Origin of the sequence: Methylobacterium segetis (assembly GCF_004348265.1) — a bacterium.
Taxonomy (GTDB): domain Bacteria; phylum Pseudomonadota; class Alphaproteobacteria; order Rhizobiales; family Beijerinckiaceae; genus Methylobacterium; species Methylobacterium segetis.
This window is the reverse complement of record NZ_SMNT01000085.1, coordinates 1-25,311: the sequence shown is the minus strand read 5'-3', so window position 1 is coordinate 25,311 and position 25,311 is coordinate 1. Positions and strand designations below refer to the sequence as shown.

Genomic DNA, 25,311 nt, shown 5'->3' with positions numbered 1-25,311 from the left:
GGGCGCGGTCGGCGTCAACGCGGCGAGCGCGGGCACGGTCAACGCCACGGTCAGCAACACTGTGACCGTCCGCACGCCGGAGCAGAATGCCGCCGCGGCGATCAAGAACCGGGACAAGGGCGTCGCGATCGACAAGGCGCGGCAACTCGCCGGCAAGACGCCCCTCAAGACGGTGGCCGGCAGCGGCACCACGACGAGCGCGGGCTCGCGCAGCTTCGGCGGCCTGATCTCGACGAACCGGATGGCGCGCGCGGCGACCGCCGAGATCGTCTCCGCCTCCACCATCACCGCCGGCGGCGAGGTCGGTGCGCGAGCGGCCGACACCTCGACCATCAACGCGAACGTCAAGCTCGTCTCCTCCGGCCAGGCGTCGAGCGACGGCGGCCTCAAGAAGCAGGCTCAGATCCAGTCCGACTACCAGGCGGGTAGCGCGACGCCGGTGGCGATCAAGCTTGGCCAGCGCGTCGCGCTGAGCTTCCCGAGCGCGATTCCGACGATCCCCGTCCTCGACAAGGTCAAGGGGGCGTTGCCGACCTCAACCAATGCCGCGCAATCCGGCCAGAAGCCCGCCGCCAGCCCGGCGACGCGGGTCATCCAGCCCGGCAGCGTGGTGCTCGTCAGCGAGGGCCATCCCGTGGCCAAGGGCGAGGTCGGGTCCTATTACCGCTACGTCCCCGCCACCGCCTCGGCGGCCCTCAACCTCGCGACCACCGATTTCACCGTCGCGGGCACTTGGCAGAAGATCGGCCCGAAGGACGCGGTCTACGCCTGGACGGGGGCGGACAAGGCCGCTGCCGACCTCGACCTGCGCACCGCGAACTACAGTGATCTCGATCTCTGGCGCCGGGTCGGCGACGGCGAGGGTGCCGTCAGCGGCAAGGGTGCCGCCAAGGCGGGCGGCTCCGGCGCGACGGCGGCCGGCGGCATCGTCGTGCGCAACGAGATCCGGGGCGGGGCGAGCGCGAGCATCGCCGGCTCGACCGTGACGGCGGGCAGCGTCGCCGTCTCGGCCGAGCGCGCCGCGACGATCACCGCGAAGGCCGACGCCACCGTCGAGGCCATCGCCACGCTCAAGGAACAGACCGGCACGGACGCCAACGGCGACGCCGGCGCCGGCACGGCGAGCTCCGTGCCGGGCCAGACCTCGGCCTTCGACAAACCTGCCGGCGCCAACGCCCAGAATACGCGCTCGACCGCGCTCGCGATCAATGGCGTGATCGCCACCAACACGATCCTGTCGACCGCCGAGGCGCGCATCGCGGACGCGTCCATCACGACCAGGGGAGGCGACGGGTCCGTTTCGGTGAGCGCCAAGACCGAGGGCTCGATCGAGGCGACGGTCGCGGCGCAGATCACCGCAGCTTCGCAGGGCGCCGCCGGCGAGTCCGATCCGACCGGCGTCGCCGATGCGGGCGGCACCGGCACCGGCACCACTGGCGGCACCGGCTCTACGGGCGGAACCGGGTCCACGGGTGGGACGGGATCGACCGGGGGCACGGGCCTCGCCACGCCGCCCAGCACCACGGCGCGGGCGGCGGGCATCCAGCTCGCCTTCAACGCGATCGGCTACGAGAGCAGCAACCTCGCCTACGATTCCATCAACGCCATCGTCGGCACCAACCTGGGCAACGCGTCGCCGGCCCAGGCCGTCGCCGAGATCACCAACAGCACGGTCACGGCCTCGGGCGCCGTGACCGTGGCGGCCGAATCCTCCGGTGCCATCGCGGCCGAACTCGGCAACGAGGTCAGCGCCTCGGCCAAGGCCGCCAGCGCCGACGCGCTCGCCGTCTCCGGCCTCGTCGCGATGAACCGCGTCAGCGGTGCGGCCCGCGCCGCGATCGATGCACAGGGCAAGACCGTCGCGGGGACCGACGTCTCGGTGAGCGCGAAGGATTCCGTCTCGATCGAGGCCGAGACCACGGTCGGCGCCTCCGCCAAGGCCGTGAAGACGGGCTCCGTCACCGGCGTCGAGCGTAGCGCGGAATCGCTGCTGGGCGAATACACCTACACCACCGCCTCGGGCTCGCGGGCGATCAAGTTCGGCGAGAAGATCCGTCTCAGCGACACCTGGACCCCGACCGGTACAGGCGCGGGCGAGAAGGGGGCGGTCTACCAGTACATGGGGACCGACAGCGCGACGCCGCTGAACCTCGGCGACACCACGCGCGACTTCTCGGACTTCTCCCTTTGGAAGAAGCTCGACGCGGCCAACGTCGTGCCCGGCGGCACCACGGGCTCGAAGCCGAAGGTCGGCAAGATCGATTCGAAGGGCTTCGGCGCCATCTTCGCGCGCAACGCCGTGCAGGGCCAAGCCGAGGCGAAGATCGTCAACACGACGGTCGAGGCGAGCGGCGACGTCACGGTCTCGGCCGATTCCGCGGCCTCGATCAAGGCCACCGATGCCAGCGAGATCGAGGGCGCCACCGCAGGGGGCGGCGTGCTCGTCTCGAACAGCGTGCTCAACGGCGCCACGGCCTTCATCGCCGACAGCACGGTCGACGGCGGTGCGGGCGCGGCCCCGAACACGCGCGTCGCGTCCGGCGGCGCCGTCACGGTCAGCGCCGTGAACGCGTCCGAGATCGAGGCGACCGCCGAGGGTGCGGTCGCTGGCGAGACCACGGCGATCGGCTTCACGCTCGCCTTCAACACGGTCGGGTTCGCGCAGGACAACCCGCTCTTCATGGCCGTCGACACCATCGTCGGCGACCCGCTCATCGCCACCGCCACGAAGTCCGAGCAGCCGGCCGGCGCGAAGGCCTTCATCACCGGCACCACGGTGCTCGCCGAGGGCGACGTCTCGGTCACGGCCGAGAGCGAGGCCAAGATCACGGCCGAGGTCGGGACCGAGGTCGCGCAGGCCGACGCCGAGGACACCGAGCACGCGGCGGAGACCGGCGCGCGCGGCATCTCGGCCGGTGCCGTGCTCGCCTCGAACAAGGTGAGCGGCCGGGCCGAAGCCTATATCGGCGCGCCCACCGAGGCGACGCAGGCCCCGGCCCAGCCCGCCGCGAGCGTGACCTCGACGGGGGGCAGCGTCACCGTCTCGGCGACGAACCTGGCCTCGATCGAGGCCGACAGCGCGATGATCGGCTCGTCGTCCGTCTCCGGCACCGTGGCGGCGCTCGCCAAGAAGGCCGCCGAGACCGCGCTGACGATCTACGACTACACGACGAAGTCGGGCACCAAGGACCTCAAGACCGGCGACCGGGTGCGGCTGGCATCCGATTACGCGGTCGGGACCGGCGCCAACGCCGCGATCCCCGGGCGGGTCTACATCTTCATCGGCACGCCGCGCAGCGTGAATCTCGCCGCCGCCAATTACGGCGACACGACCCTTTGGTTCGCCGTCGCCGAGGGCGCCAGCGTCGTGACGAAGCCGGCGCCCGCCGGCACCACGGGCACCACGACCACCACCACGACGAACGCGGCCGACACCGCCGTGACGACAACCGTCACGACGCCGGAGGGGACGACGTCGGTGACGCGCCTCAAGGCGCGCTACTCCTCCCTCGACGGCTTCCAGTACATGCGCACCGGCCAGACGGTGCGGTTCTCGCCGAACGACACCAACACCACGGGCGTCGCGGGGACGATCTACATCTATCGCGGGCCGGACAACGCCAAGGTCACGCTCCAGGGCGAGGATTACCTCAGCGACAACTGGATTCCGGCCCCAGCCCGGACTGTGCTGCCGGCGCTCGACAAGGTGGCAGACCCCGCTCCCCCGGCGACGCCCGCGACGCCGCCCGCTTCGGGCACCACGGCCCCGACCGCCCGGACCCCGGCCTCCTCCTCGAAGGCCTTCGGCGGCCTGATCGTCTTCAACGAGGTGAATGGGGGCGCCAGCGCCCGCGTCACGGACGCCAGCGTGACGGCGCATGCCGACCTCGCCGTCCTCGCCAAGGACGCGGCCAACATCGCCGCGACGGTGGTCAGCACGGTCACCGCCTCGGGCGGCGCCTCCTTCCAGGCCAAGACCGGCACGGCGGGGACCACCAGCGGCGGCGCGGGCGGTGGGACGCTGATCGCGGCCAACGGCATCGCGGCGACGAACGTCGTGCGCGGCGGCGCGGTCGCGAGCGTGCTGCGCTCTGCGGTCGAGGCGACCACGGGCGATCTCTCCGTCGAGGCGGAGAACGAGGCGGGCGTCGACGCCCGCCTTCGCGCGGCCTCCACCACCTCCGGCGGAACCGAGGGCGGCGTCTCGGCCGCCGTGACGCTCGCCTTCAACTCGGTGGGCTACGAGACCCAGAACCTCCTGTTCAACACGATCGACGCGCTGATCGGCTCGCCGACCCTCTCGAACGCCTTCGGCGGCGAGGTCGGCTCCGGCGCCAAGGCGACGATCGTGCAATCCTCGGCCAAGGCGGGCGGCGACCTGACCGTCGCGGCGACCTCGTCGGCCAAGATCAACGCGACGGTCAGCAACGCTGCGCTCTCCTCGACCGATTCGATGAAGGGATCGGGCGGCACGGGCTTCGGCGTCGTGCTCTCCTCGAACAAGGTGAGCGGCAGCGCCCTCGCGCGCATCGACAACACCGGCACGACGGGCAAGACGGTGGAGGCGGGCGGCGCCCTCTCGGTGGCGGCGCAGGATGCTGCCGGCATCACCTCGAACGCGCAGATCGTGACGAGCTCGACCGTGGTGAAGGCCGACGGCGGGGCGGTCACGAACCAGTCGAAGCTCAACAAGTACCTGCCCTCCGACTTCTCGACGAACCCGAACGAGACCCAGTCGGCGACGCTCCAGTCGAACCTGATCAAGAACCGCAAGGATCTTCTGCCGGCCGAGGTCACGGCGCTGGAGGACAAGATCGCCGCGCAGGTCGAGCGGGTGAAGCAGCTCGTCATCGACGCGCGCTCGCAGGTGGACCGGGCGACGGCCGCGCTCGAGCGCGGTCAAGCCGAGCTGAAGGCCAAGTCCGACGCGGCGACCCAGCTCCGCGCGGTCTACAAGGCCCTCACCGACGCGATGGAGGCGCTGGCGGATTCCGGCAACGCCAAGATCCCGGCCAACGACCCGACGACGCTGCGAGCCCGCCTGCTCGCGGCGGCCGACGACCTGAAGAAGGTCGCTGCGACGGACATCCTGAAGCCGGAGACCGATGCCCTGCGCGATGCCGCCTACCGGGTCGCCGCCGAGGCTGCGGCCCGCGGCTATCTCGACGACGCGGCGCTCCGCAAGAGCAGCAACGCGGCCCAGAAGACGGTCGGCGACACGATCGGCCGCCTCGTCGGCATCGAGAAGCTGACGCTGGCCGCCGGCGAGAAGATCGTCACGCTGAAGGAGGGGCTCGACGCGTTCCTGAAGCCGCTGGGCATCAGCACCGCCGATTTCGTCACGCTCGATTTCACCGCCCTCGGCCAGCCGCCGAAGACCGCCAATCTCCAGACCGTGACCTTCGGCACGCGCGTGCGCATCGCCGATGCCTACGCGAAGCCCACCTACCAGATCACCACCACCGAGCGGGTCACGATCAAGACCGGTGACACGATCCAGACGGCGGACGGCGCGGTCTACAAGTACGTCGCCGCCGCGACCCTGACCGACACGCAGCCGAGCACCGTCGACCTCGCTGCGAAGACCGCCGGCAAGGCGAATTGGGTCAAGATCGCCAGCAAGGCGAGCGACTACAAGGCGGGCGACATCTACGTCTACATGGGCGCGTCGACGAATCCGGACGGCACGCCGGTGAAGATCGATCTCGCCGCCACCGATTTCACCGACAAGCTGCTCTGGAAGCGTGCGCTCGACTCGAACTTCATCCCCGACGGGCTGAAGCTGCCGGGCACCACGAGCACCGCCACCGGAACCGGCACGCCCGCCACGCCCGCGGCACCCGCCGCGGCGACGCCCGCCACCACGACGGACGCGCCAACCGGCGACCCCTCCGCCGCCAATCCGGGCGCCGTGCAGCCGCAATCCGCCTCCGCGCTCGCGATCGGCGGCCTCGTCGTGCTCAACAGCGTGCACGGCGACGCGACCGCGCAGATCGTGTCCACCACCGCGACCTCGGGCGAGGGCGCGATCACGGTCTCCGCGAAGGAGACGTCGACCATCACCGCGACCGCCGACAGCGCGGCGACGGTGAAGTCGGCGAGTTCCTACAAGCCGACGAACGGGCAGCCCGCTCCCACCACTGGAACCACGCCCGCGGCGGACCCGGCCGCGGGAACGCCCGCCATCGGCACCAAGACGCAGACGAAGAGCCTCGCGATCGGCGGCGTCATCGCGACGAACAGCGTGCTGGGCGCGGCCGATGCCGCGATCCTCGACAGCACGGTCACCGGCGGGGGCGGCCTGTCCGTCACGGCCGACAACACGGCGACGATCCAGGCCACCAACAAGACCGCGACGTCGAGCGACCAAGCCGCGGTGTCGATCACCCTCGCCTTCAACACGATCGGCTGGAAGGAGCAGAACATCCTGTTCCGCGCCGCCGACACCATCACCGGCCAGCCGCTGATCGCGCAGGGCCTCGACAACGACGCCACGCCGTCGGGCGCCACCGCGCGGATCCTGCGCACGGGGATCGTCACCGGAGCGGGCGGCGCGCTCACCGTCGCGGCCACCTCCAGCGCGACGATCGAGGCCAAGCTCAACAACAAGGCCAGTGCCTCGAACGCGGTGCTGAAGGATGCGAGCGCCTACGCGGTCGGCTTTGCGCTCACCGGCAACATGGTCAACGCCCGCGCGATCGCGACCGTCGACAATTCCACGACCTCGAAGACTCTCGATGCCGGCGGGGCGATCACGATCTCGGCGACCGGCGCCGGCACGATCGACTCGCAGAACAGCCTGTCCTCGCTCGCGAGCCTGACGAAGCCGAGCGTGCTCGAGGACTTCGCCAACAAGATCCTCGACGACTACACCTACACCACCAAATCCGGCACCAAGACGATCAAGTTCGGCGACATCGTCTTCGCCAAGGAGAACGGCCAGGAGAAGCGCTACGTCTATTTCGGGGCGACGAAGAGCATCAACCTCGCGACCGAGACCTTCAGCGAGGCGAATTCCTGGCGCGAGAACAACCTCAAGGAGTTTGTGAAATTCCTTCCGCCGGGTGTCCTCAACCTCGGCGAGAGCAAGGACACGGGCGGCTCGTCGACGGCCCCCACGCAGGGCTCGACCTCGGCCGGTAGCACTGCGGCCTCGAAGCCCTACGCGGTGGCGGCGAGCGGCATCCTCGTCTCGAACGACGTGCGCAGCACCGCCGCAGCGAGCCTCGTCAACGCGGCGGTGGTCCAGGCCGGCGACGTCGCGGTGAAGGCCGCGCAGAGCGGCGCGATCACGACGAACGTGACGAGCAAGGTCGAATCGAAGCTGAAGCCGGGCACCAAGCCCGGCACGAAGGAATCGGTCGCGATCGGCGCCGTCATCGCGGCGAATGTCGTGACGGGATCGAGCAATGCGGCGATCACCGGCTCGAAGCTCGGCGACGCCGACACGGGCAAGAGCGTCGGCAATGTCACGGTCGAGGCCAAGAACACCGGCACCATCAAAGCCACCGTCGACAGCACGGTGGAGTCGAGCGGCACCGCGGTCGGCGTCACGGCGGCCTTCAACAAGATCGGCACGTCGAGCCAGAACGTGCTGTTCGACCTCGCGGACGCGATCCTCGGCACCGACCTCGGCACCGTGATCCAAGGGTCGAACACCTTCGCGGCGACGGCCTCGATCTCCGGCCAGCCGATCAACGCCACGGGCACGGTCACGGTCACGGCGCTCTCGAAGGCGACGATCGACGCCAAGATCGAGAACGCGGTCACCACGGTCGGCGCGCAGGTGACGAGCGTCGGCGCTGTCGTCGCGCTGAACTTCGCCCGCCTCTCGACTTCGGCCACGATCGCGGACCTGACGAGCCTGAAGGCGGCCGGCGGCGTCGCGGTCTCCGCGTCGAGCGAGTCGCGGATCGATGCCGTCGTCACGGCTCCGGTGACCGCGGTGGCCTACCGCATGTCGCAGACCGATGCCGCGAGCGGCGCCACGGGCAACACGTCCGGCCAGACCACCGGCAATACGCCGGGCAGCACCGGCACCGAATCCGGCAAGACGATCGCGGTCGCCCTCAGCATCGCTCGCAACACCATCGCCGAGGAAGCCCTCGTCGCCGGCATCGACCGGGTCGGCGATCTGGCGACCACCGGCGGCAACGTGGGCGTGGCGGCGAAGAGCGACGCCACCATCAACGCCAAGGCGACCGCGACCGCCATTGCCGTGCTGCTGAGCACGGACGATGGCAAGAACCTCGGCTTCGCGGGCGGCGGCGCTCTCGGCTTCAACACGATCCTCGGCGGCGTCGACGCGCACATCGCCGACAGCAAGATCACGGCCTCGGGCATCCTGGCTCCGAGCCAGGACGGGACGGGCGGCAGCGGCGGCATCTCCGTCTCCGCGCGCAACGAGTCCGACATCACGGCCGAGACGGCGGCCGCGGCGGCCGCGGTCATCGTCGGCAAGGGCGCCTCGCAGGCGATCGCGATCGGCGTGACCCTCGCCTTCAACATGATCGGCTTCTACGGCAGCGGCCTGCCGACCGGCACGAACTTCAAGGACGGCACCGGCCGCTCCCTCGACGTGCGGGCGAGTGTGACGAAGTCGCGCCTCAACGCCGGCCGCAAGGTCGCAGTCGAGGCGGAATCCACCGAATCCATCACGGCGAAGACCACGGCGGCGGCCGTCGCGGTCGGCGTCTCGACGGGGGGCGGCAGCGGGGGCGGCAACGACCAGAACCTCGCCCTCTCGGGGGGCGGCCTCTACGTCGGCAACAAGATCGTCACGGCGACCTCCGCGATCATCGACGGCACCGGCAGCGCCGACGACGCCGTGAGTTCGGGCGCGGGCGGCGTCACCGTCTCGGCCAAGGACAAGGCGATCATCCGGGCGACCTCGGTGGCGCTCGCGGTCTCGGCCAACCTCTCGGCCGATTCCAGCAACTCGAGCTCGAAGCCGACCGTGTCGATCGGTGCCGCGCTCGCGAACAACGAGATCCAGAGCGACGTCACCGCGCGGATCACCCAGGTCGCGAACGTCTCGGGCTCGGGCGCCGTCTCGGTCTCCGCGGCGCGCGAGGCCAAGATCTTCGCGCAGACGTTCGCGGCCTCGGTCGCCGCGCAGGTCAGCTCGCAGGGCCAGGGCCTCTCGGTCGCGGGCGGCGGTGCGCTCGCTCTCAACAATGTGGGCGGCTCGACGGTGGCCGAGATCCTCGGCTCGAAGGTCGGCGACGGCACCACCGACGCCACGAAGGTGGGGAGCCTCGGCGTGACGGCGAGCGACATCGCCGAGATCGCCGCGCTCACCGGCGCGACCTCGATCGCGCTCGCCGGCACCAGCGGCGACAAGGCGACGGGTGTCGCCATCGGCGCCTCCGTCTCGAACAACGTGATCGGCTCCGCGGCCGCCGTGCGCGCCACCGTCTCCGGCACGCCGGTGCGTGCCGCGGGCGCGGTGAGCGTCAGCGCCACGTCCAGGGAGACCGTCGATGCGACCACGGTCGCCGTCTCGGTCGGCCTGTCGGGCAGCAGCAGCGGCAGCGCGACCTCGGTGAGCCTCGGCGGCTCGGTCGCCCGCAACGTGATCGACGTCGCGACGGTGGCCGAGGTGATCAACGCGGGTGTGATCGATGCCGGCAGCCTCTCGGTCACCGCCCTCAACGAGTCCGGGATCATGGCCAATGTCGGCGCGGCGTCGATCGCGGCCGGCCTCGGCCAGGGCGGGGCGATCACGGTCGCGCTCGCCGCGAGCGTGGCGCTCAACAGCGTCTCCGGCAATGTCAGCGCCTCAGTGCAGAACGCCCAGGTGACGACCCGCGGCGGCGTCACCGTCACGGCCGACCGCAAGGGCCAGATCGCGACCCTGGCCGCGGCCGCGAGCGTGGCGGTGGGCGTCAGCAGCGGCGGCAAGGGCATCGGCGTCTCCGGCGCCGGCGTCGGCGCCGTCAACACGATCAACAGCAGCACGACGGCGTCCGTGCAGGGCGGCTCGATCTCCGCGGCCGGCGCTGTGACGGTGGGGGCATCGAGCCTCGCCACGATCAAGGCCGACGTCATCGTCGCGGCAGCCTCGGTCGGCGCGAGCAGCGGTGGGGCTGCGGGTGCGGGCGCCCTCGGCATCGCCATCGCCTACAACGAGATCGGCCGCTGGACGGCGTACGACGCCGCCACCAACACGATCAGCGAGACGCCCGCGATGGGCTCCCGCGCCACCGTCTCGGCCACGCTCTCGAACGCCCCCGTCGCGGCGACGGGCGCCCTCTCGGTGACGGCCGCGAGCCAGAACACGATCACCGCCAACATCGCGGCGATCGCGGTCGGAGCCACCGTCTCCAGCTCGAATGCCGGCGCGGTCAGCATCGGCGGCACCGTCGCCATGAACAATATCGGCCTCGCCACCGCGGCGTTGGTCGACGGCGACGGCACCGGTACGGGGACCGGGCTCTCGGCCACGGGTGCGACGGTGACCGCGCAGGACACCTCCGCCATCTCGGCCACCGCCCTCTCGGCGAGCCTCGCGCTCGCCGCCTCCTCCTCGAACGCGGTCTCGGTGGCGGTCGGCGGCAGCATCGCGCTCAACAGCATCGCCAACGACGTCTCCGCGGTGGTGCGCAACATCGACCGGACGCTGCAGACGAGCGGCGCCATCCTCGTCAGCGCGAAGTCGGCTGGCTCGATCAGGGCGAACGCCGCCTCGGCGGCGATCAGCATCGGGGCGGGCGCCTCGAACGGCGTCGCGGTCAGTGCCGCGATCACCTACGCGCGCAACGTCATCACGACGAGCACCCGTGCCCAGGCGGCAGAGAGCGTCCTGAAGACGACCGGCACCGGCGACGTCTCGGTCAAGGCCGAGGCCTCGGCGACGATCGAGGCGAAGATCCTGGCCGCGGCACTCGCGGCCGGCGTCGGCGGCTCGAACGGCGTCGGCGTGGGCGTCGGCGCGGCGATCGCCGAGAACCGCATCGGCACCTGGACTCCGTCCGGCACGGACGGCTCGACGAGCTACGCGCTCGCCACGAACGGCGGCACCGTGACAGAGGCCTCGCTCACCCGCGTCGCCGTCGACGCCAAGGGGGCTCTCACCGTCGACGCGGCCTCGAAGAACACGATCACGGCCGACATCGTCGCGCTTGCGGCGGCCCTCGCCGGCGGCGGCTCGAACGCGGTCGGCGTCAGCGCGGGCGCGACCGCCGTCATCAACGCCATCGGCGTGTCGACGCGCGCCTTCATCGAGGGCAACGGCGTAGCGGGGAGCGCCATCGCCAGCAACGCGATCACGGCCGGCGCCGTCACGGTGCAGGCGCAGGACACGTCGAGCATCGTCGCGAACGCGATGACCGCGGCGGTCTCCGCCTCCCTCGGCGGCACCGCAGGCGTCTCCGTCTCGATCGGCTTCGCGCTCGCGCTCAACACGATCAACACGGCCGCCCAGGCCTTCGTGCAGAACGTCGGCGGCGGCGTCTCCGCGGCCGGCGCGGTGCTCGTCAACGCCCGAAATGCGTCCACCATCCGGGCGAACACGACCGCCGCGGCGGTGAGCCTCGGCGGCGGCGGCACGGCCGGCGTCGCGGTGGCCGGCGGCGGCGCCTTCGCCTTCAACACGATCCGCTCGGTGACGAGCGCGATCGTCGACGCGAGCCCGATCACGCAGAGCGGCAGCGTGACCATCTCGGCGACCGGCACCTCGCAGATCGAGGCGCGCGTGCTCGCGGCGAGCGCGGCGGCCGCGCTCGGCGGCACGGCGGGCGTGGGCGTGGCGCTGGGCGCCTCGGCGGCCGCCAACCAGATCGGCGGCTGGACCTCGACCGGAACGGGCAAGAACCGGGTCGACACGGCGGTGGACGGCCAGGGCTCCCTCGTCGAGGCGCGCCTGCGCAACAGCGGCGTCACGACCTCGGGCGCCCTCAAGGTCGAGGCGACCTCGACCCAGTCCATCGCCGCGCAGGTCGCGGCGGCGGCGGCCTCGATCGGCGGCGGCGGCACGGCCGGCGTCGGCGTCTCGGCGGCGGGCGTCGTGGTGACCAACGCCATCGCGGTCTCGACCCGCGCCACGATCGACGGAGCCGGGACAGGCATCACGGCCGGCAGCATCACGGTCAATGCGGCGGAGTCCTCGACGATCGACGCCTTCGCGGGCTCGGCCTCGCTCGCCGGTTCCGGCGGGGGCACGGCCGGCGTCTCGGTCGCGGTCGGGTTCACCATCGCGCTCAACAGCATCGCGGGCGCGGTCGAGGCGAGCATCGCCAATGCGGCGGCGCTCATCCAGACAAACGCGGCGGGCATCTCGGTCACCGCCTCGCGGGCGGGCCGGATCAACGCGGCGGCGGCGGCGGCGGCGATCAGCCTCGCAGGCGGCGGGGCGGCGGGCGTCGGCGTCTCGGGCGGAGGCGCCTTCGCCTCGAACAGCATCCGCGGCACCGTCAACGCCACGGTCGATTCGAGCCGCATCACGAGCGCGGCCGGCCTCACGGTGACGGCGACGGCCACCTCGGCGATCACGGCGATCGTCTCGGCGGTGGCGGCCTCGGGCGGCGGCGGCGGGGCCGCGGGCGTCGGTGTCGCCCTCGGCGTCGGCAGCGCGGAAAACCGGATCGGGCGCTGGACCACGAGCGGCACGGACGGGAACCGCCAGGACACGCTCGCCGGTGACGCGATGGCGGTCGAGGCCGCGATCAAGAACGCGGCCCTCAACATCACGGGCGCGCTCGCCGTCGAGGCGACCTCCAACCAGACCATCTCGGCGACCGTCGTGGCGGCCGCGGCCGCGATCCAGGGCGGCGGCGCGGCTGGCGTCTCGGGCAGCGGGGCGGGCGCGGTCACGGCCAATGCGATCGGCGTCGTCACGCGCGCCACGATCGACGGCGACGGCACCGGCGGTATCCAGGCCGGCAGCGTCAGCGTCGCGGCGAGCGATACCTCCGCCATCACGGCGGCGACCGGCGCCGCCGCCCTCTCTGCGGCCGGCGGCGGGGCCGCGGGCGTCTCGGTCGCGGTCGGCTTCGCGCTGGCTCTCAACACCATCGCGGGCACGGTCGAGGCCGCGATCCGCAACGCGGATACGGGGCTCGCCACCCGCAGCGGCGGCCTGTCCGTGAGCGCCACCAGCAACGGCCGCATCAAGGCCGTCTCGGCGGCGGCCGCCCTCTCGGTCGGCGGCGGCGGTGCGGCCGGCGTCTCGGTGAGCGGCGGTGGCGCGGGTGCCGCCAACGTCATCACGACGAAGACCAACGCCTCCGCCTCGGGCAGCAGGATCACCGTGCGGGGCGGTGCCACCGGCGTCGCGGCCTCCGCCACCTCGGATATCCAGGCCCTCATCGCCGCGGCGGCCGCCGCGGCGGGTGGCGGCGGGGCTGCGGGCGTCGGCGTCTCGGTCGGCGTCGGCGTGGCCGTGAACGTCATCGGCGCGGGCAACGAGGTCCAGGCCTCGCTCAACAACACCAGCGTCGACGCGAACGGCGTGCTCTCCGTCACTGCCACCTCGAAGCAGACCATCAAGGCGGACGTCGCCGCAGTCTCTGCCTCGGTGCAGGGGGCGGGAGCCGCCGCCGTCAGCGTGGCGGGCGCGGGCGTCGGCGCCACCAACGTCATCGCGGTCGCGACCCGGGCCACCATCGACGGGGACGGTGCCGCGGGCATCACCGCGATCGCGGTCTCGGTCACGGCGCAGGACAATTCGGAGATCACGGCCACCGTCGGTGCCGCCGGCATCGCGGGCAGCGGCGCCGGCGTCGCGGCGGTCGGCGTGACCATCGCGGCCTCGAACGCCACCAACACGATCGGCAACGCCGTCGAGGCGACGATCCGCAACGCGGATTCGGGCGTCACGACGACGAGCGGCGACGTCTCGGTCAGCGCGACGAGCGGCGGCTTCATCAAGGCGGTCGCCTCGGCGGCGACGGTGAGCCTCGGCGGCGCCGGCATCGCCAACGTGCAGATCTCCGGCGGCGGCGCCTCGGCCCTCAACATCATCACCACCCGCACCCGCGCGGCGATCGAGAAGGCGGTCGGGCAGGGGCCGAACAACCGGGTCACCAGCGCCGCGGGCGTGCGCGTCACCGCCTCGAGCACGCAGAGGATCGACGCGAACATCGCCTCCCTCGCCGTGGCCGGCGGCGGCGCGGGCGTGGCCAGCGTCCCCGTGGCGATCGGCCTCGCGGGCGCCCAGAACATCATCGGCGACTGGCAGACGAAGGGCCAGGACGGCAAGAATCTCGCCCAGCCCGCGCTGCGCGCGAACGGCAGCGCGGCCGTCGAGGCGGTGATCTCCGGCACGACGGTCGACGCGCAGGGTACGGTCGCGGTCGGGGCGACTTCGGCCAGCACGATCAACGCCCTCGTGGCGGCGGGTGCAGCGGTGGCAACGGGCGCTACGGTCGGCGTCGGCGTCGCGGGCTCGGGCAGCTACTCGGGCAACGCCATCAGCATCGCGACCAAGGCCTCGATCGACGGCGCGACGACGCGCGTGACCGCGGGCGACGTCTCGGTCAAGGCCCAGGACCGGGCCGCGATCACGGTCGACGTCGGCACGGCGGCCATCGCCGCCGCGGGCGGCGCGGTCGGTGTAGGCGGCGCCATCGGCGTCGCCATGGCGCTCAACATCATCAACAGCGCGCTCACGGCGCAGATCGACTCGGCCAGCGTCACCACCCGCACGGGCGGAATCGCGGTCGAGGCGCTGGTGCCGTCCGACGATCCGGCAACGGCCGGCTTCGAGGGCTCGACCATCAACGCCAAGGTCGCTGCGGCCTCGGCCGCGCTCGCGGGGGGCGGCGTCGGCGTGGCGGTCTCGGGCGGCGGTGCCGTCGCGACGAACCTGATCGGCGGCTCGACCCGGGCGAAGCTCAACAACGCCAACCTCGACGCCAAGACCGACGTCTCGGTGAGCGCGGCCAACAACAGCCGCATCGCCTCCGAGGTCGCCGCGATCGCGGCCGGCGCCAGCATCGGCGGCGTCGCCGTGGCGGCGAGCATCGGCACCGGCGTGGCGATCAACCTGATCGGCGTGAGCTCCGGCAGCACCACGGTGCCGGCGCTGGCCATCGAGGCCCTCTCGGCGAATACGGCGATCAAGGCCGGCGGCAACCTCGCCATTCAGGCGACCTCCGGCCAGACCATCGACGCCTCGATCCAGGCGGGCTCGGTGGCGGTCTCCGGCGGCGCCATCGGCGTCAGCCTCGCGGGCTCGGGAGCGGGCACCACGAACCGCGTCGCCGCGCAGGTGAGCGCGGGGATCGACGGTGACGGGGCCGGCATCTCGGCGGGCGACGTCACCGTGACGGCGCGGGACACCTCGAAGCTCACGGTCGATACCGGTGCGGCCTCGATCGCCGCCTCGTTCGGCATCGCCGGGGGCGCCTCGGTCTCCGTCGCGGTCGCGGCGGCCAGCAACCGGATCGCCAACAGCGTCTCGGCCTCGATCCGCAACGTCAATGACGGGCTCACCGCCCGCGGCACCGTCAGCGTCACGGCGACCGAGGCCGCGAGCCTGACGAGCCGGGCGCGTACCGCCTCGATGGCGGCGAATTTCTCGCCCGTCGGCTTCAGCTTCGCGGGTGGCGGCGCCGGCACCGGCGACACCGTCCAGAGCAGCACCAGCGCGACCATCGCCAACAGCACGGTCGCGGCGGCGGGCGACGTCACCGTCCGGGCCGCCGATACCACCAATGTCGACTCGCAGGTTCTCGGCATCACCGTGGCGGGCGGCATCCTCGCGCTGGCGGCGGGCGGCTCCGTGGCGAACGTCGAGGCGCGCCCGACCGTCACCGCCCAGATCGAGGGCGGCGCGGTCACGGGCCAGAACGTGCGCGTGCTCGCCGACGCGCTGCCGAGCATCTCGGCGAAGGCTCTGGGCATCAGCGCGGGCACGGCGGCGGTCGGCGCCTCGACCGCCCTCACCACCGTGGCCGCGACGGTCGACGCGCACACGAAGCAGACGCAGATCACCGCGGCGAGCCTCACCGTGCAGGGCAGCCTGTCGCAGACGGCCGGAAAGGATTCGGCGAATTCCTACGCGTCCGGGTCGGTCGGCGGCCTGATCGGCCTCAACTCGACGGTGACGAACGCCACCAACGCCAGCACCGTCACCGGCACGATCGACGTCGGCACGATCATCGCCGTCACGGGCGCCGTCGCGGTCACGGCGGTGAGCACGACGAAGCAGACCTCCCTCGCCAGCAGTGCCACCGCCGGCCTCGTGGCCGCGGGCGCGACGGTCTCCAACGCCCAATCGGCGACCACCACGGCGGCGCGCATCAAGACTCAGAATGCGATCAGCGCCGGCTCGATGACGGTGACGGCCTCGGGCACCGACGACAATTTCGCCAAGGCGGTCTCCGGCAGCGGCGGCCTCGTCTCGGGCACGGCGGCGCTCGCCACCACGAGCACGGGGGGCACCACCGACGCGGCGCTCGATGCGGGCGTCAACGTCGACCTCACCACGCGCTCGGACAGCGCCGGCACGTTCTACCTCGCGGCCAACCACACCGCGACGATCAACGCGCAGATCATCACCGACAGCTACGGCGCGCTGGCCGGCGCCGGCGCGGTGGTGCGCAACGACGTGACCCACGCCGCCACGGCGACCTTCGGCGCGGGCTCCCACGTCCTGGCGCGCGACATCGTGGCGAACGCCATGAACACGGTGAGGAAGCCGAAGCTCGCGGATGCCAACATCGTCGGCTCGACGGGCGGCATCGCCAGCGGCGCGGCCGCGCTCAGCACGACGACCGTCAACGTGACCTCGACCGTCAACGTGGCGAGCAATGCGGGCCAGAAGACCAGCCTCGAGACGGTGTCGCGCGCCGGCAGCCAGGGCGGCATCCGGCTCACCGCCAACAACGCGATCGACGCCTACGACAAGGTCACGCTGACCACCGGCGGCGCCATCTCGGGCGCGGGCTCGGATTCGAACATCCTGGCGCCGACCTTCAAGGCCCAGGTCACGATCGGCACCGACGCGACGCTCTTCACCCTCGGCGGGCTGACGCTCGCCGCCAACGGCACCGGCAACGCCTATGCCGTCTCGAATTCCGAGACCTACGGCGCGGCCACCGTCGCCTCCGGTGAGACCCGGGTCGACCTGCGGCCGGACAACAGCGTCACCGTTGGGTCGCGCACGCAGATCACGGCCTACGGCGACGCGGACATCTTCGCGGGCACCAACAAGAAGGCCTACGACGACAGCTACGACACCTCCGCCACGACGGACACCTTCGCCGGCAGCGCGATCCCGATCACCTCGCTCGACGCGACAATCCGCGTGCTCGAGCGGAACACGATCGCGATCTACGCGGACGCCAAGATCTCGACGGCCGGCAACGCCAACCTGTTCACCAACCGGCAGGGCAACTCCAACGCCGTCGCCCGCATGAAGGGCACGACCTGGGCCACCGCTGTCGCCGGCGCCATCGACAGCCTGCTCGGCGGCTCCGCCGTGACTCCGGTCGGCGATTCGCAGACCGGCTCGGTCGGCACCGTCATCGTCGACGGCACCGTCGTCACCGGCATCACCCGGAACATCTCGATCGTCTTCGACGACCTCTCGCGGGCGGTCGCCGCGACCGTCGTCACCGGGACGGTCAGCCTGAATGGCCAGAAGTACAACGCCGCCGGCCAGCCGATCGCCGCGTCCGACCCGACCAAGAGCTTCTCGGTGTCGCTGGCGGATGGAGCCAGCAGGGGCTCGGGCACGCTGCCCAAGCTGCCGATCGTGGTCAGCCTCGGCTTCGAATACGCGCAGTCGGGCCTGATCGCCGCCTTCAACGAGGCGACGAAGGGTCTGGCGACCTACAAGGACAACGCCACGCTCCAGACCTACTACCGCAACGAGGTCAACCGCATCGTCGCGGAGCTGCAGGCGGAAGGGCTCGCCGAGGTCAACCAGGACAAGGATGGCAAGCTCTTCGTCATCCCGATCTACAAGCAGGTCCAGACCATCACGGTGAGCCCCTTCACCGCGGGCGCCGGCGGCATCTTCGTTCGGGCGGACGCCCTGCTCGGCTCGGGCAGCCTCGACGCGGCCTCCGACACCAAGGTCGAGATCACCAACACCTCGGTCGCGAGCCTGAACATCACCGGCATCACCATGCCGGAATCGAACGGCGGCACCTTCCTCAACGGCAACCTGATGACGTCCGGCGGGACGATCGAGATCCGCCGGCAGGCCGTCGCCACCGAGAACGCGGCGAGCCCCGATGCGGCGGCCGCCCGTGCGGTCGCGGGCAATCGGAGCGTCGCCTTCGGCACGCTGACGGCCGGCGGCATCGCCACCGACGCGACGAAGAGCGACATCTACCTCATCAACACGTCGGGCGCACGCAACGGCAATTCCGCGCCCTCGATCAACATCACCGGCGACATCTACGCGCCGACCGCGGTGCTGCACGTCAGGACCACGGGCAGCGGCGACTTCAACGCCAGCGCCCTCACCACCGTGAAGGCGACGGATTTCGACGTCGGCGGCGCCGTCTCGATCGGCACCACCAAGGACCTGCGCACCTACAGCGTCGGCGGCGACCCCTACGGCCAGATCAAGGCCGTGCTCGACGCGGGCTCCGGCCCGCTCACGGGCAAGGACAACACCCAGATCGCGAACGCGCTCGCCAATGTCAGCTCGGCGATCGTCGCCAGCGGCGCCGTGACGATCAAGGCGCAGTACCTCAACGTGAACGGCCTCGTGCAGAGCGGGCGCGACACCTACACGATCGACATCGACACTGCGGTCTACAACGAGATCCAGGAGATCCTGCGCGATCCCGGCCGGACCGCGAACCTCTCGACCCTGACCAAGAACGGCTTCTCGGCGAGCTTCAATCGCCAGACCAACCGCATCGAGATCGACGAGCTCGTCTCCACCGGCGGCCAGATCAACCTGACCGGCGTGATGCTCAACACGAGCCAGGGCAAGGGCGAGTTGCGCGCGCTCGGCGGCTACGCCAGCGTCAACGTCACGAACCGCCTGAACTACGACGTCGTGCTCAACCGGATCGACCTCTCGAAGCGCGGCGTCGGCACGATCAACATCGAGGATCTCGCCTACAAGACCGGCAGCGGCGTCAACGACATCGCCTTCCGGCAGACCCTGATCCAGCAGAACGCCGCCGGCGTGGTGACGCGCTACAGCGCCGACATCACCAGCTCCGGCCGCGAGGTGCAGACCTACGCGGGCAGCTCGACCTCCCAATACGATCCGAAATCGGGCTACCGCTACGCCTTCACCATCGGCCAGGGCAACAAGAACACCTACTCGCTCACCCGGGGCACCTCGTCCTGGCTCGGCATCGACGCCTTCGCCAAGGATCCGCCCCCCCTGAGCGCCTTCAACAAGGAGATCGTCGAGAAGGCGGCGCTGCAGCCGGAATCCGCCTACTACTACATCGACGCCAGCAAGTCGGGCTACGCGTTCCTCGGCGCGCCCGAGTACACGCGCAGCGCCGAGACGCCGAAGGAGGTCGCGAGCTGGACCACGAGCACGTGGTACGGAAAGAAGACCTACTACACGAAGCTCCAGACGGTGGAGTACACCGAGACCCAGGCGACCCACAGCCTGGAGGCCGATTACGGCATCAGGATCTCCTTCACGGGCAGCCGCGCCGGCAGCGTCAACATCGACTCGCAGGGCGCCGGCAAGGTCCTGATCGCGGGTGGCATCCGCAACGACAACGGCACCACGATCATCAAGTCGGGCAGCTCGATCGAGCATCTCGGCTCCACCACCGCCGTCACCGGCACGCGGGTCGAGCTGCAGGCGGTCTCCGGCATCGGCGTCGGCAATGGAACCGGCGCGACCGACCGGGCCCTGAACGTCTCGCTCTCGGGCGCGGGCAACAGCCTCAAGGCCACGACGGGCAACGGCAACATCAACCTCAACGTGCGCACGCTCGACACCGAACTCGGCGTCGATCGGATCGCGGCGGGCAACGGCTACGACGTCAAGCTCGTGACTTCCGGCGGCATCACGATCGCCGGAGAGGGCGTGATCGCGGGCGGTTCGCTCAGCCTGAGCGCGGGCGGGCGCCTCGGCTCGGCGGCTGCGCCGATCAAGCTCGACAGCGGCAACACGGCCCGTGACAAGACCGACATCACCGCGGCCGGCAACGTCGGCATCCGCGAGATCGCGGGGGACCTGCGCCTCAACAGCCTCACGGCGAACGGCGACGTCTACATCAAGGTCGACACGGGCAGCCTGCTCAACGTGAACAACGTGGTCGTGCGCGACCAGCGCAAGGCGGATGAACTCATCGGCGGCGTCTGGAAGGACCTCGCCCTGACCACGGACGATGCCAACCGGAAGTTCCAGGCGACGCTCGACGCCTACGAGAACACCCGCGAGCGCGACTACAACGCCTACTGGGCCTACCGGAACCAGCAGCCGAACCCGGCCGTCTACGACGCCGCCTTCCAGGTCAGGCTGAACGCGGCCAACGGCGAACTCGCCTATTTCCGGTCGATGTTCGAGGCTCAGGCGCGCGACGAGGCCGCCAAGGCGGGCCGCTCGATCTCCGACACCGAGGTGACGACATACGTCAACGACGCGGTTGCTGCGACCGAGGCGACGCGCACGCTGCAATACCACACGCTGCACGGCCAGTACGGCGGGCTCGGCGACGTCTACTACGCCGATCTCGACGCGGCCTACGCGACCTACTGGGCCTACCGGACCCAGCAGGGCGGCGCCTACTCGGCCGCCTACGCCGTGCCGGTCTCCGCAGCCGAGCGCGCGGCGATCGATGCCGCGGTTCGCGGGACCGCCCTCGTGGGTGACGCGATCACCGCTCACGTCGATGCCGCGTTGATCCTTATCAACGCGGAGCGGGTCTCGGCCGGCCAAGCCAAGCTGACGGGTGACGAGCTGGCCGCCCGCCGCATGCAGATCATCACGGACGTCGTCTCGGACGCCACGCGCACGACGGCGATCGCCAACGATCCGCTCACGAAGTCCGTCGACGATCAGGTCGCGCGCCTCGAAGCCTCCAGGACCGCCGACTACAACAACCTCAAGTTGACGTTCGGCAGCCTCGACCTCGCGAAGATCACCGATTTCGGAGCGCAATATGCGCGCTACTGGGAGCTTCGCGACTCCCTTGTCGCGAACGTGCCCACGCTGAGCGGCCAGCAGGCCTCTGCCCTGCGCGCGCAATTCGCCGCCGACGACACGGGTAAGACCCTGACCGGCGCGGCGCTCGACACCTATGTCGAGGGCAAGATCGCGGCCGTGCGGGCCGGCCTCCCGGCCGAGTACACCGCCCTCAAGGCGATCTTCGCGAGCTTCGGCGACCATTACATCGAGAAGCTCCCGTCCGCCTTCGCGATCTTCGATGCCTACCGCGCGGCGGATGTCGGTGGCACCGTGCGGATCACCAGCACGGAGCTCGCTGCGCTGCGGGCACAGCTCGCGAAGGACGGCTTGGCGCAGTCGCTCGGCGAGGCGGCCCTGCGCAATGCCACCTCCACCAAGGTCGCTGCGGCCGAGGCCGCGCTGAAGAGCGCGTATGCGGCCCTCGATGCCCGCTTCGGCAGCCTCGGCAACACCTACGATGCGAGCCTCGTCGCGGATGCGGACAAGGCGGCCTACGAGACCTACTGGAGCTACCGGAACCAGCAGGTCGACCCGGCGGTCTACACCGCCGCGTTCAGCCCGCGCCTCGCGGGCCAGGCCCTCACCGACGCCGTGGCCAAGTCCCGGGCCGAGGCCCAGGCCGAGAACGCCACCTCGGCGACGATCACCGATGCGGTCAACGCGAAGGTCGCGGCCCGCTCCGTCGCGCTCACCGCGCAGTACGCGGCCCTCGACCGCTTGTTCAACGCGTTGCCGGCCGCCGGCACGGGCAAGGTGCTGACGGCGAGCCAGCAGGCCAACCCGCACTTCTTCATCGACCAGGCGACCGCCGACGCGATCAACGGCGGGATCAAGCGCTGGACGCAGGACGAACTCCTGAACGCCGTCGGCCAGGGCCTCCTGAAGGAGACGACGAGCACGATCGTCGACAAGCAGGACCCGATCATCAAGGGCCGCACCATCACGATCGAGACGGCGCGCAACGTCGGCTCGGTCAGCGACACGACGCTGGTCGATCTCAGCACGAAGGCGCCGCTGACGCCGGACCAGCAGATCGACCTCGGCGTGGCCGAGCGCAGCGACATCGTCTTCCTGACGAGCGCGCCGGTGACGGCCGACGTGATCTTCTCGGGCAACTCCGTCATCCGCACCGACGGCAGGACCTGGGACGCCGGCATCTTCACGCAGGGCGGCACCCTCTACATCGGCGGCCTGACCGCGAACGCGTCGGCCGAGACAACGACGGTGTTCAAGATCACCGGCCGGTCCGGCAACGTGCTCACCGTCGACAACGCCTTCACGGGCGGGGCCGCGCGGGGCCTCAGCTTCGGCGTCAGCGTCGCGGTGACCGGCGAGGCGCCGCGCGCGACGGCCGAGGTCTCCTTCGACCGGCTGAAGGCGGCGCCCACCGCCCTCACCGTCACCTTCTCCAACGACACGGCGGCCAACCAGGGCCTGCTGACGCGCGCCGACGGGCAGGGCTGGGGCGCCGCCTACGCGGTGGGCGACACGCTCTACATCGCGGGCGAGACGGCCAACACCAGCGCCGCCGCGACCAGCGTCTACCGCATCGCCTCGGTGAGCGGCTCCGTGATCCGGCTCGAGGTTGGCCAGCTCTTCGTGGCCGAGGCCGGCAAGGCCGTGAACGTCGGCGTCCGCTCGACCGGCGCGAGCGGCGTCTCGGTGGTCACCCGCGCCACCGGCAGCTTCCTGCAGGACGGCTTCGCGGACGGGATGAAGATCGGCGTCGCGAGCACGTTCGGGGTGAAGACCCTCAACGCCACCAATGCGACCACGGGCTACACGATCCGCTCCGCGAGCGCCTCGACCCTCGTCTTCGACGGGCCGGTCCTCAGCACCGAGAGCCAGCGCAGCGTCATCCTGTTCCAGTCGGCGACCGACCCGAACAATCCGTTCTCGAAGATCACCACGCTGCTCATCCAGAAGCGCAAGGCGATGGTCCTGCAGAGCGCCGGGACCCTCGAGGTCACCGCGGGCGGCCAGATCTTCATCAACGCGCCCGGCGTGGTCACGGTCGGAAAGGTCGAGTCGACGGGCGGCAAGGAGATCCGCCTCAAGTCGACCGGCGGCCTCGTCAACGGCGGCGCGACGACCGCGACCAACGTCAAGGGCGGCGACATCGTGCTGGAGGGCGGCGACGGCGCCGTCGGCAGCGCGCAGAAGGCGATCGGCATCGACCTGCAGGGCGCGGGCGCCCTCACCGTCCGCACGGCGCAGGACGTCTACGTCACCGAGCGCTCGGGCGACCTGAACCTCGAATCCGCCTACTCGCAGGGCGGTAGCGTGACCCTCGTCGCGGTGTCCGGCAGCATCCTCGACGGCGTCGGCACCGACACGAACAAGATCGTTGCGAGCAGCGTCACCCTGAGGGCGACGGGCTCGATCGGCTCGAAGACCGACGCTATCGAGATGAAGCTCACCGGATCGGTCCGCGCGAGCGCGACCGGCGACGTGGTGCTGACCGAGACCGAGACCAGCATGAAGGTGCTGGCCATCGCGACCCAGGGCGACGTGGTGCTGCGCGCCAACGCCTCGATCCTCGACGCGGGCGACCTGACCGACCCGCGCGACATCGACTCGGGCATCGACGCCGCCGCGGCCGCCCGCGGCAACCCGGGCGCCAACGTCACCGCCCGCTCCGTGACGCTGCGGGCCCTCGACGGGATCGGCACCGCCGCCGATGCCTTCGAGTTCAACAGCAATGCCGCGGGAACCACGAACGGCACCGTCACCCTCAGCGCCGGCCTCAGCAACATCTACGCGGTGGAGACCCTGGGCGCCCTCTACCTCGCCACGGTCGGCACGGCGGACACCCGCACGGCCTTCATCACCGCGCAGGCGGGCGACATCCTGAACGGGGCGACCGACTACAACGAGACGACCGGGGGCACCTCGAACCTGAGCTCCGGCAAGGCCTACCTGATCGCCTCGGGCAACATCGGCAGCGAGAGCAAGCGCATCGTCGCCAACATGCGCAGCCTCGACGGAGACCGCTACGGCGGCCTCGAGGGCCGCGCCATCTCGGGCGACATCTGGCTCTGGAACATCGGCGGCCTGCGCGTCGGCGGCGTCACCACCGCCGCCACCGGGCTCCAGGCGGCGGGCCGGATCGGCCTGCGCACGTCGAGCCCGCTCACGATCGACAAGGACATCATCTCGGCCGGCGACATCGTGGAGCAGGCGGGCGAGACGAACACGACGGGCGACAACCTGACGGTGAAGTCCGGCGTGACGATCTTCTCGACCGCCGGCTCCGTCACCCTCAACGCGGGCGACGACCTCACCGTCGAGGCCGGCGCCGTGATCAAGGCTTGGGGCGCCATCACGCTGCGCGGCGACTACAGCGCCGCCGGAACGCCCGACAACACGGGCACGACGATCGACCTGAAGGGCACCTTCGTCGGCGCCTCGATCCGGATCGAGGGCGGCGCCAGCGGCGACACGGTCCGTCTCGACGGCACGTTCCGCACCGGCACGCGCACCATCACCAGCGATGGCACGGCGGCCGGCACGACCGAGGGCACGCTCACCCGCAGCGGCACCCTCGCCATCGATGCCAAGGGCGGCAACAACACCGTCACTCTCGCGGACGCGGGCACCTACGCCACGGGGGCCATGAGCCTCGCCGCGGATGCGGGCAACGACGCCGTGACGCTCGGCGGCACCTACACCGTCGACAGCCTCGCGGTGGACGTTCACGAGGGCGACAACACGCTGACCCTCGGCGGCACCTACAATGCGGCCGGCGCCATCGCGCTCCGCAGCGGCGCGGGCAGGGACATCGTCGACCTGCAGGGCAGCTACAATGCCGGCTCGATGGAGATCACGGCGGGCGCGGGCAACAACGACCTGACGCTGACCGGCACCTACCGGATCACGAACGGCTTCACGATCACGAGCGGCTCGGGCGCGGACATCCTGACCGACTCGCGGAATGTGGCGGGCATCACGAGCCGCGCCGACGTTACGGCCGCGGACCTGACGATCGACCTCGGCGACGGCGTGAACGCCCCGAATCTCACGGGCAGATACGACGTCTCGCGCGCCATGACCCTCAAGACGGGCAGCGGCGACGACGCGATCACGCTTGCGGGCGGCATCAAGGCCGGCTCGTTCCTCCTCGACGCGGGCGAGGGCGCGAACACGATCACCCTGTCCGGCAGCTACGACGTCGCCGGCCTGCTCGCCATTCGCGCGGGCGCCGCCCGCGACGTCATCGACCTGCAGGGCAGCTACAAGGC

Annotated in this window: 1 pseudogene; it reads left to right on the top strand. The window is 71.1% G+C overall.

Features of this window, described 5'->3' with window-relative positions:
* Positions 1–25,311 (top strand): annotated as a pseudogene (locus E1J50_RS19475) (LEPR-XLL domain-containing protein); the annotation flags it as partial.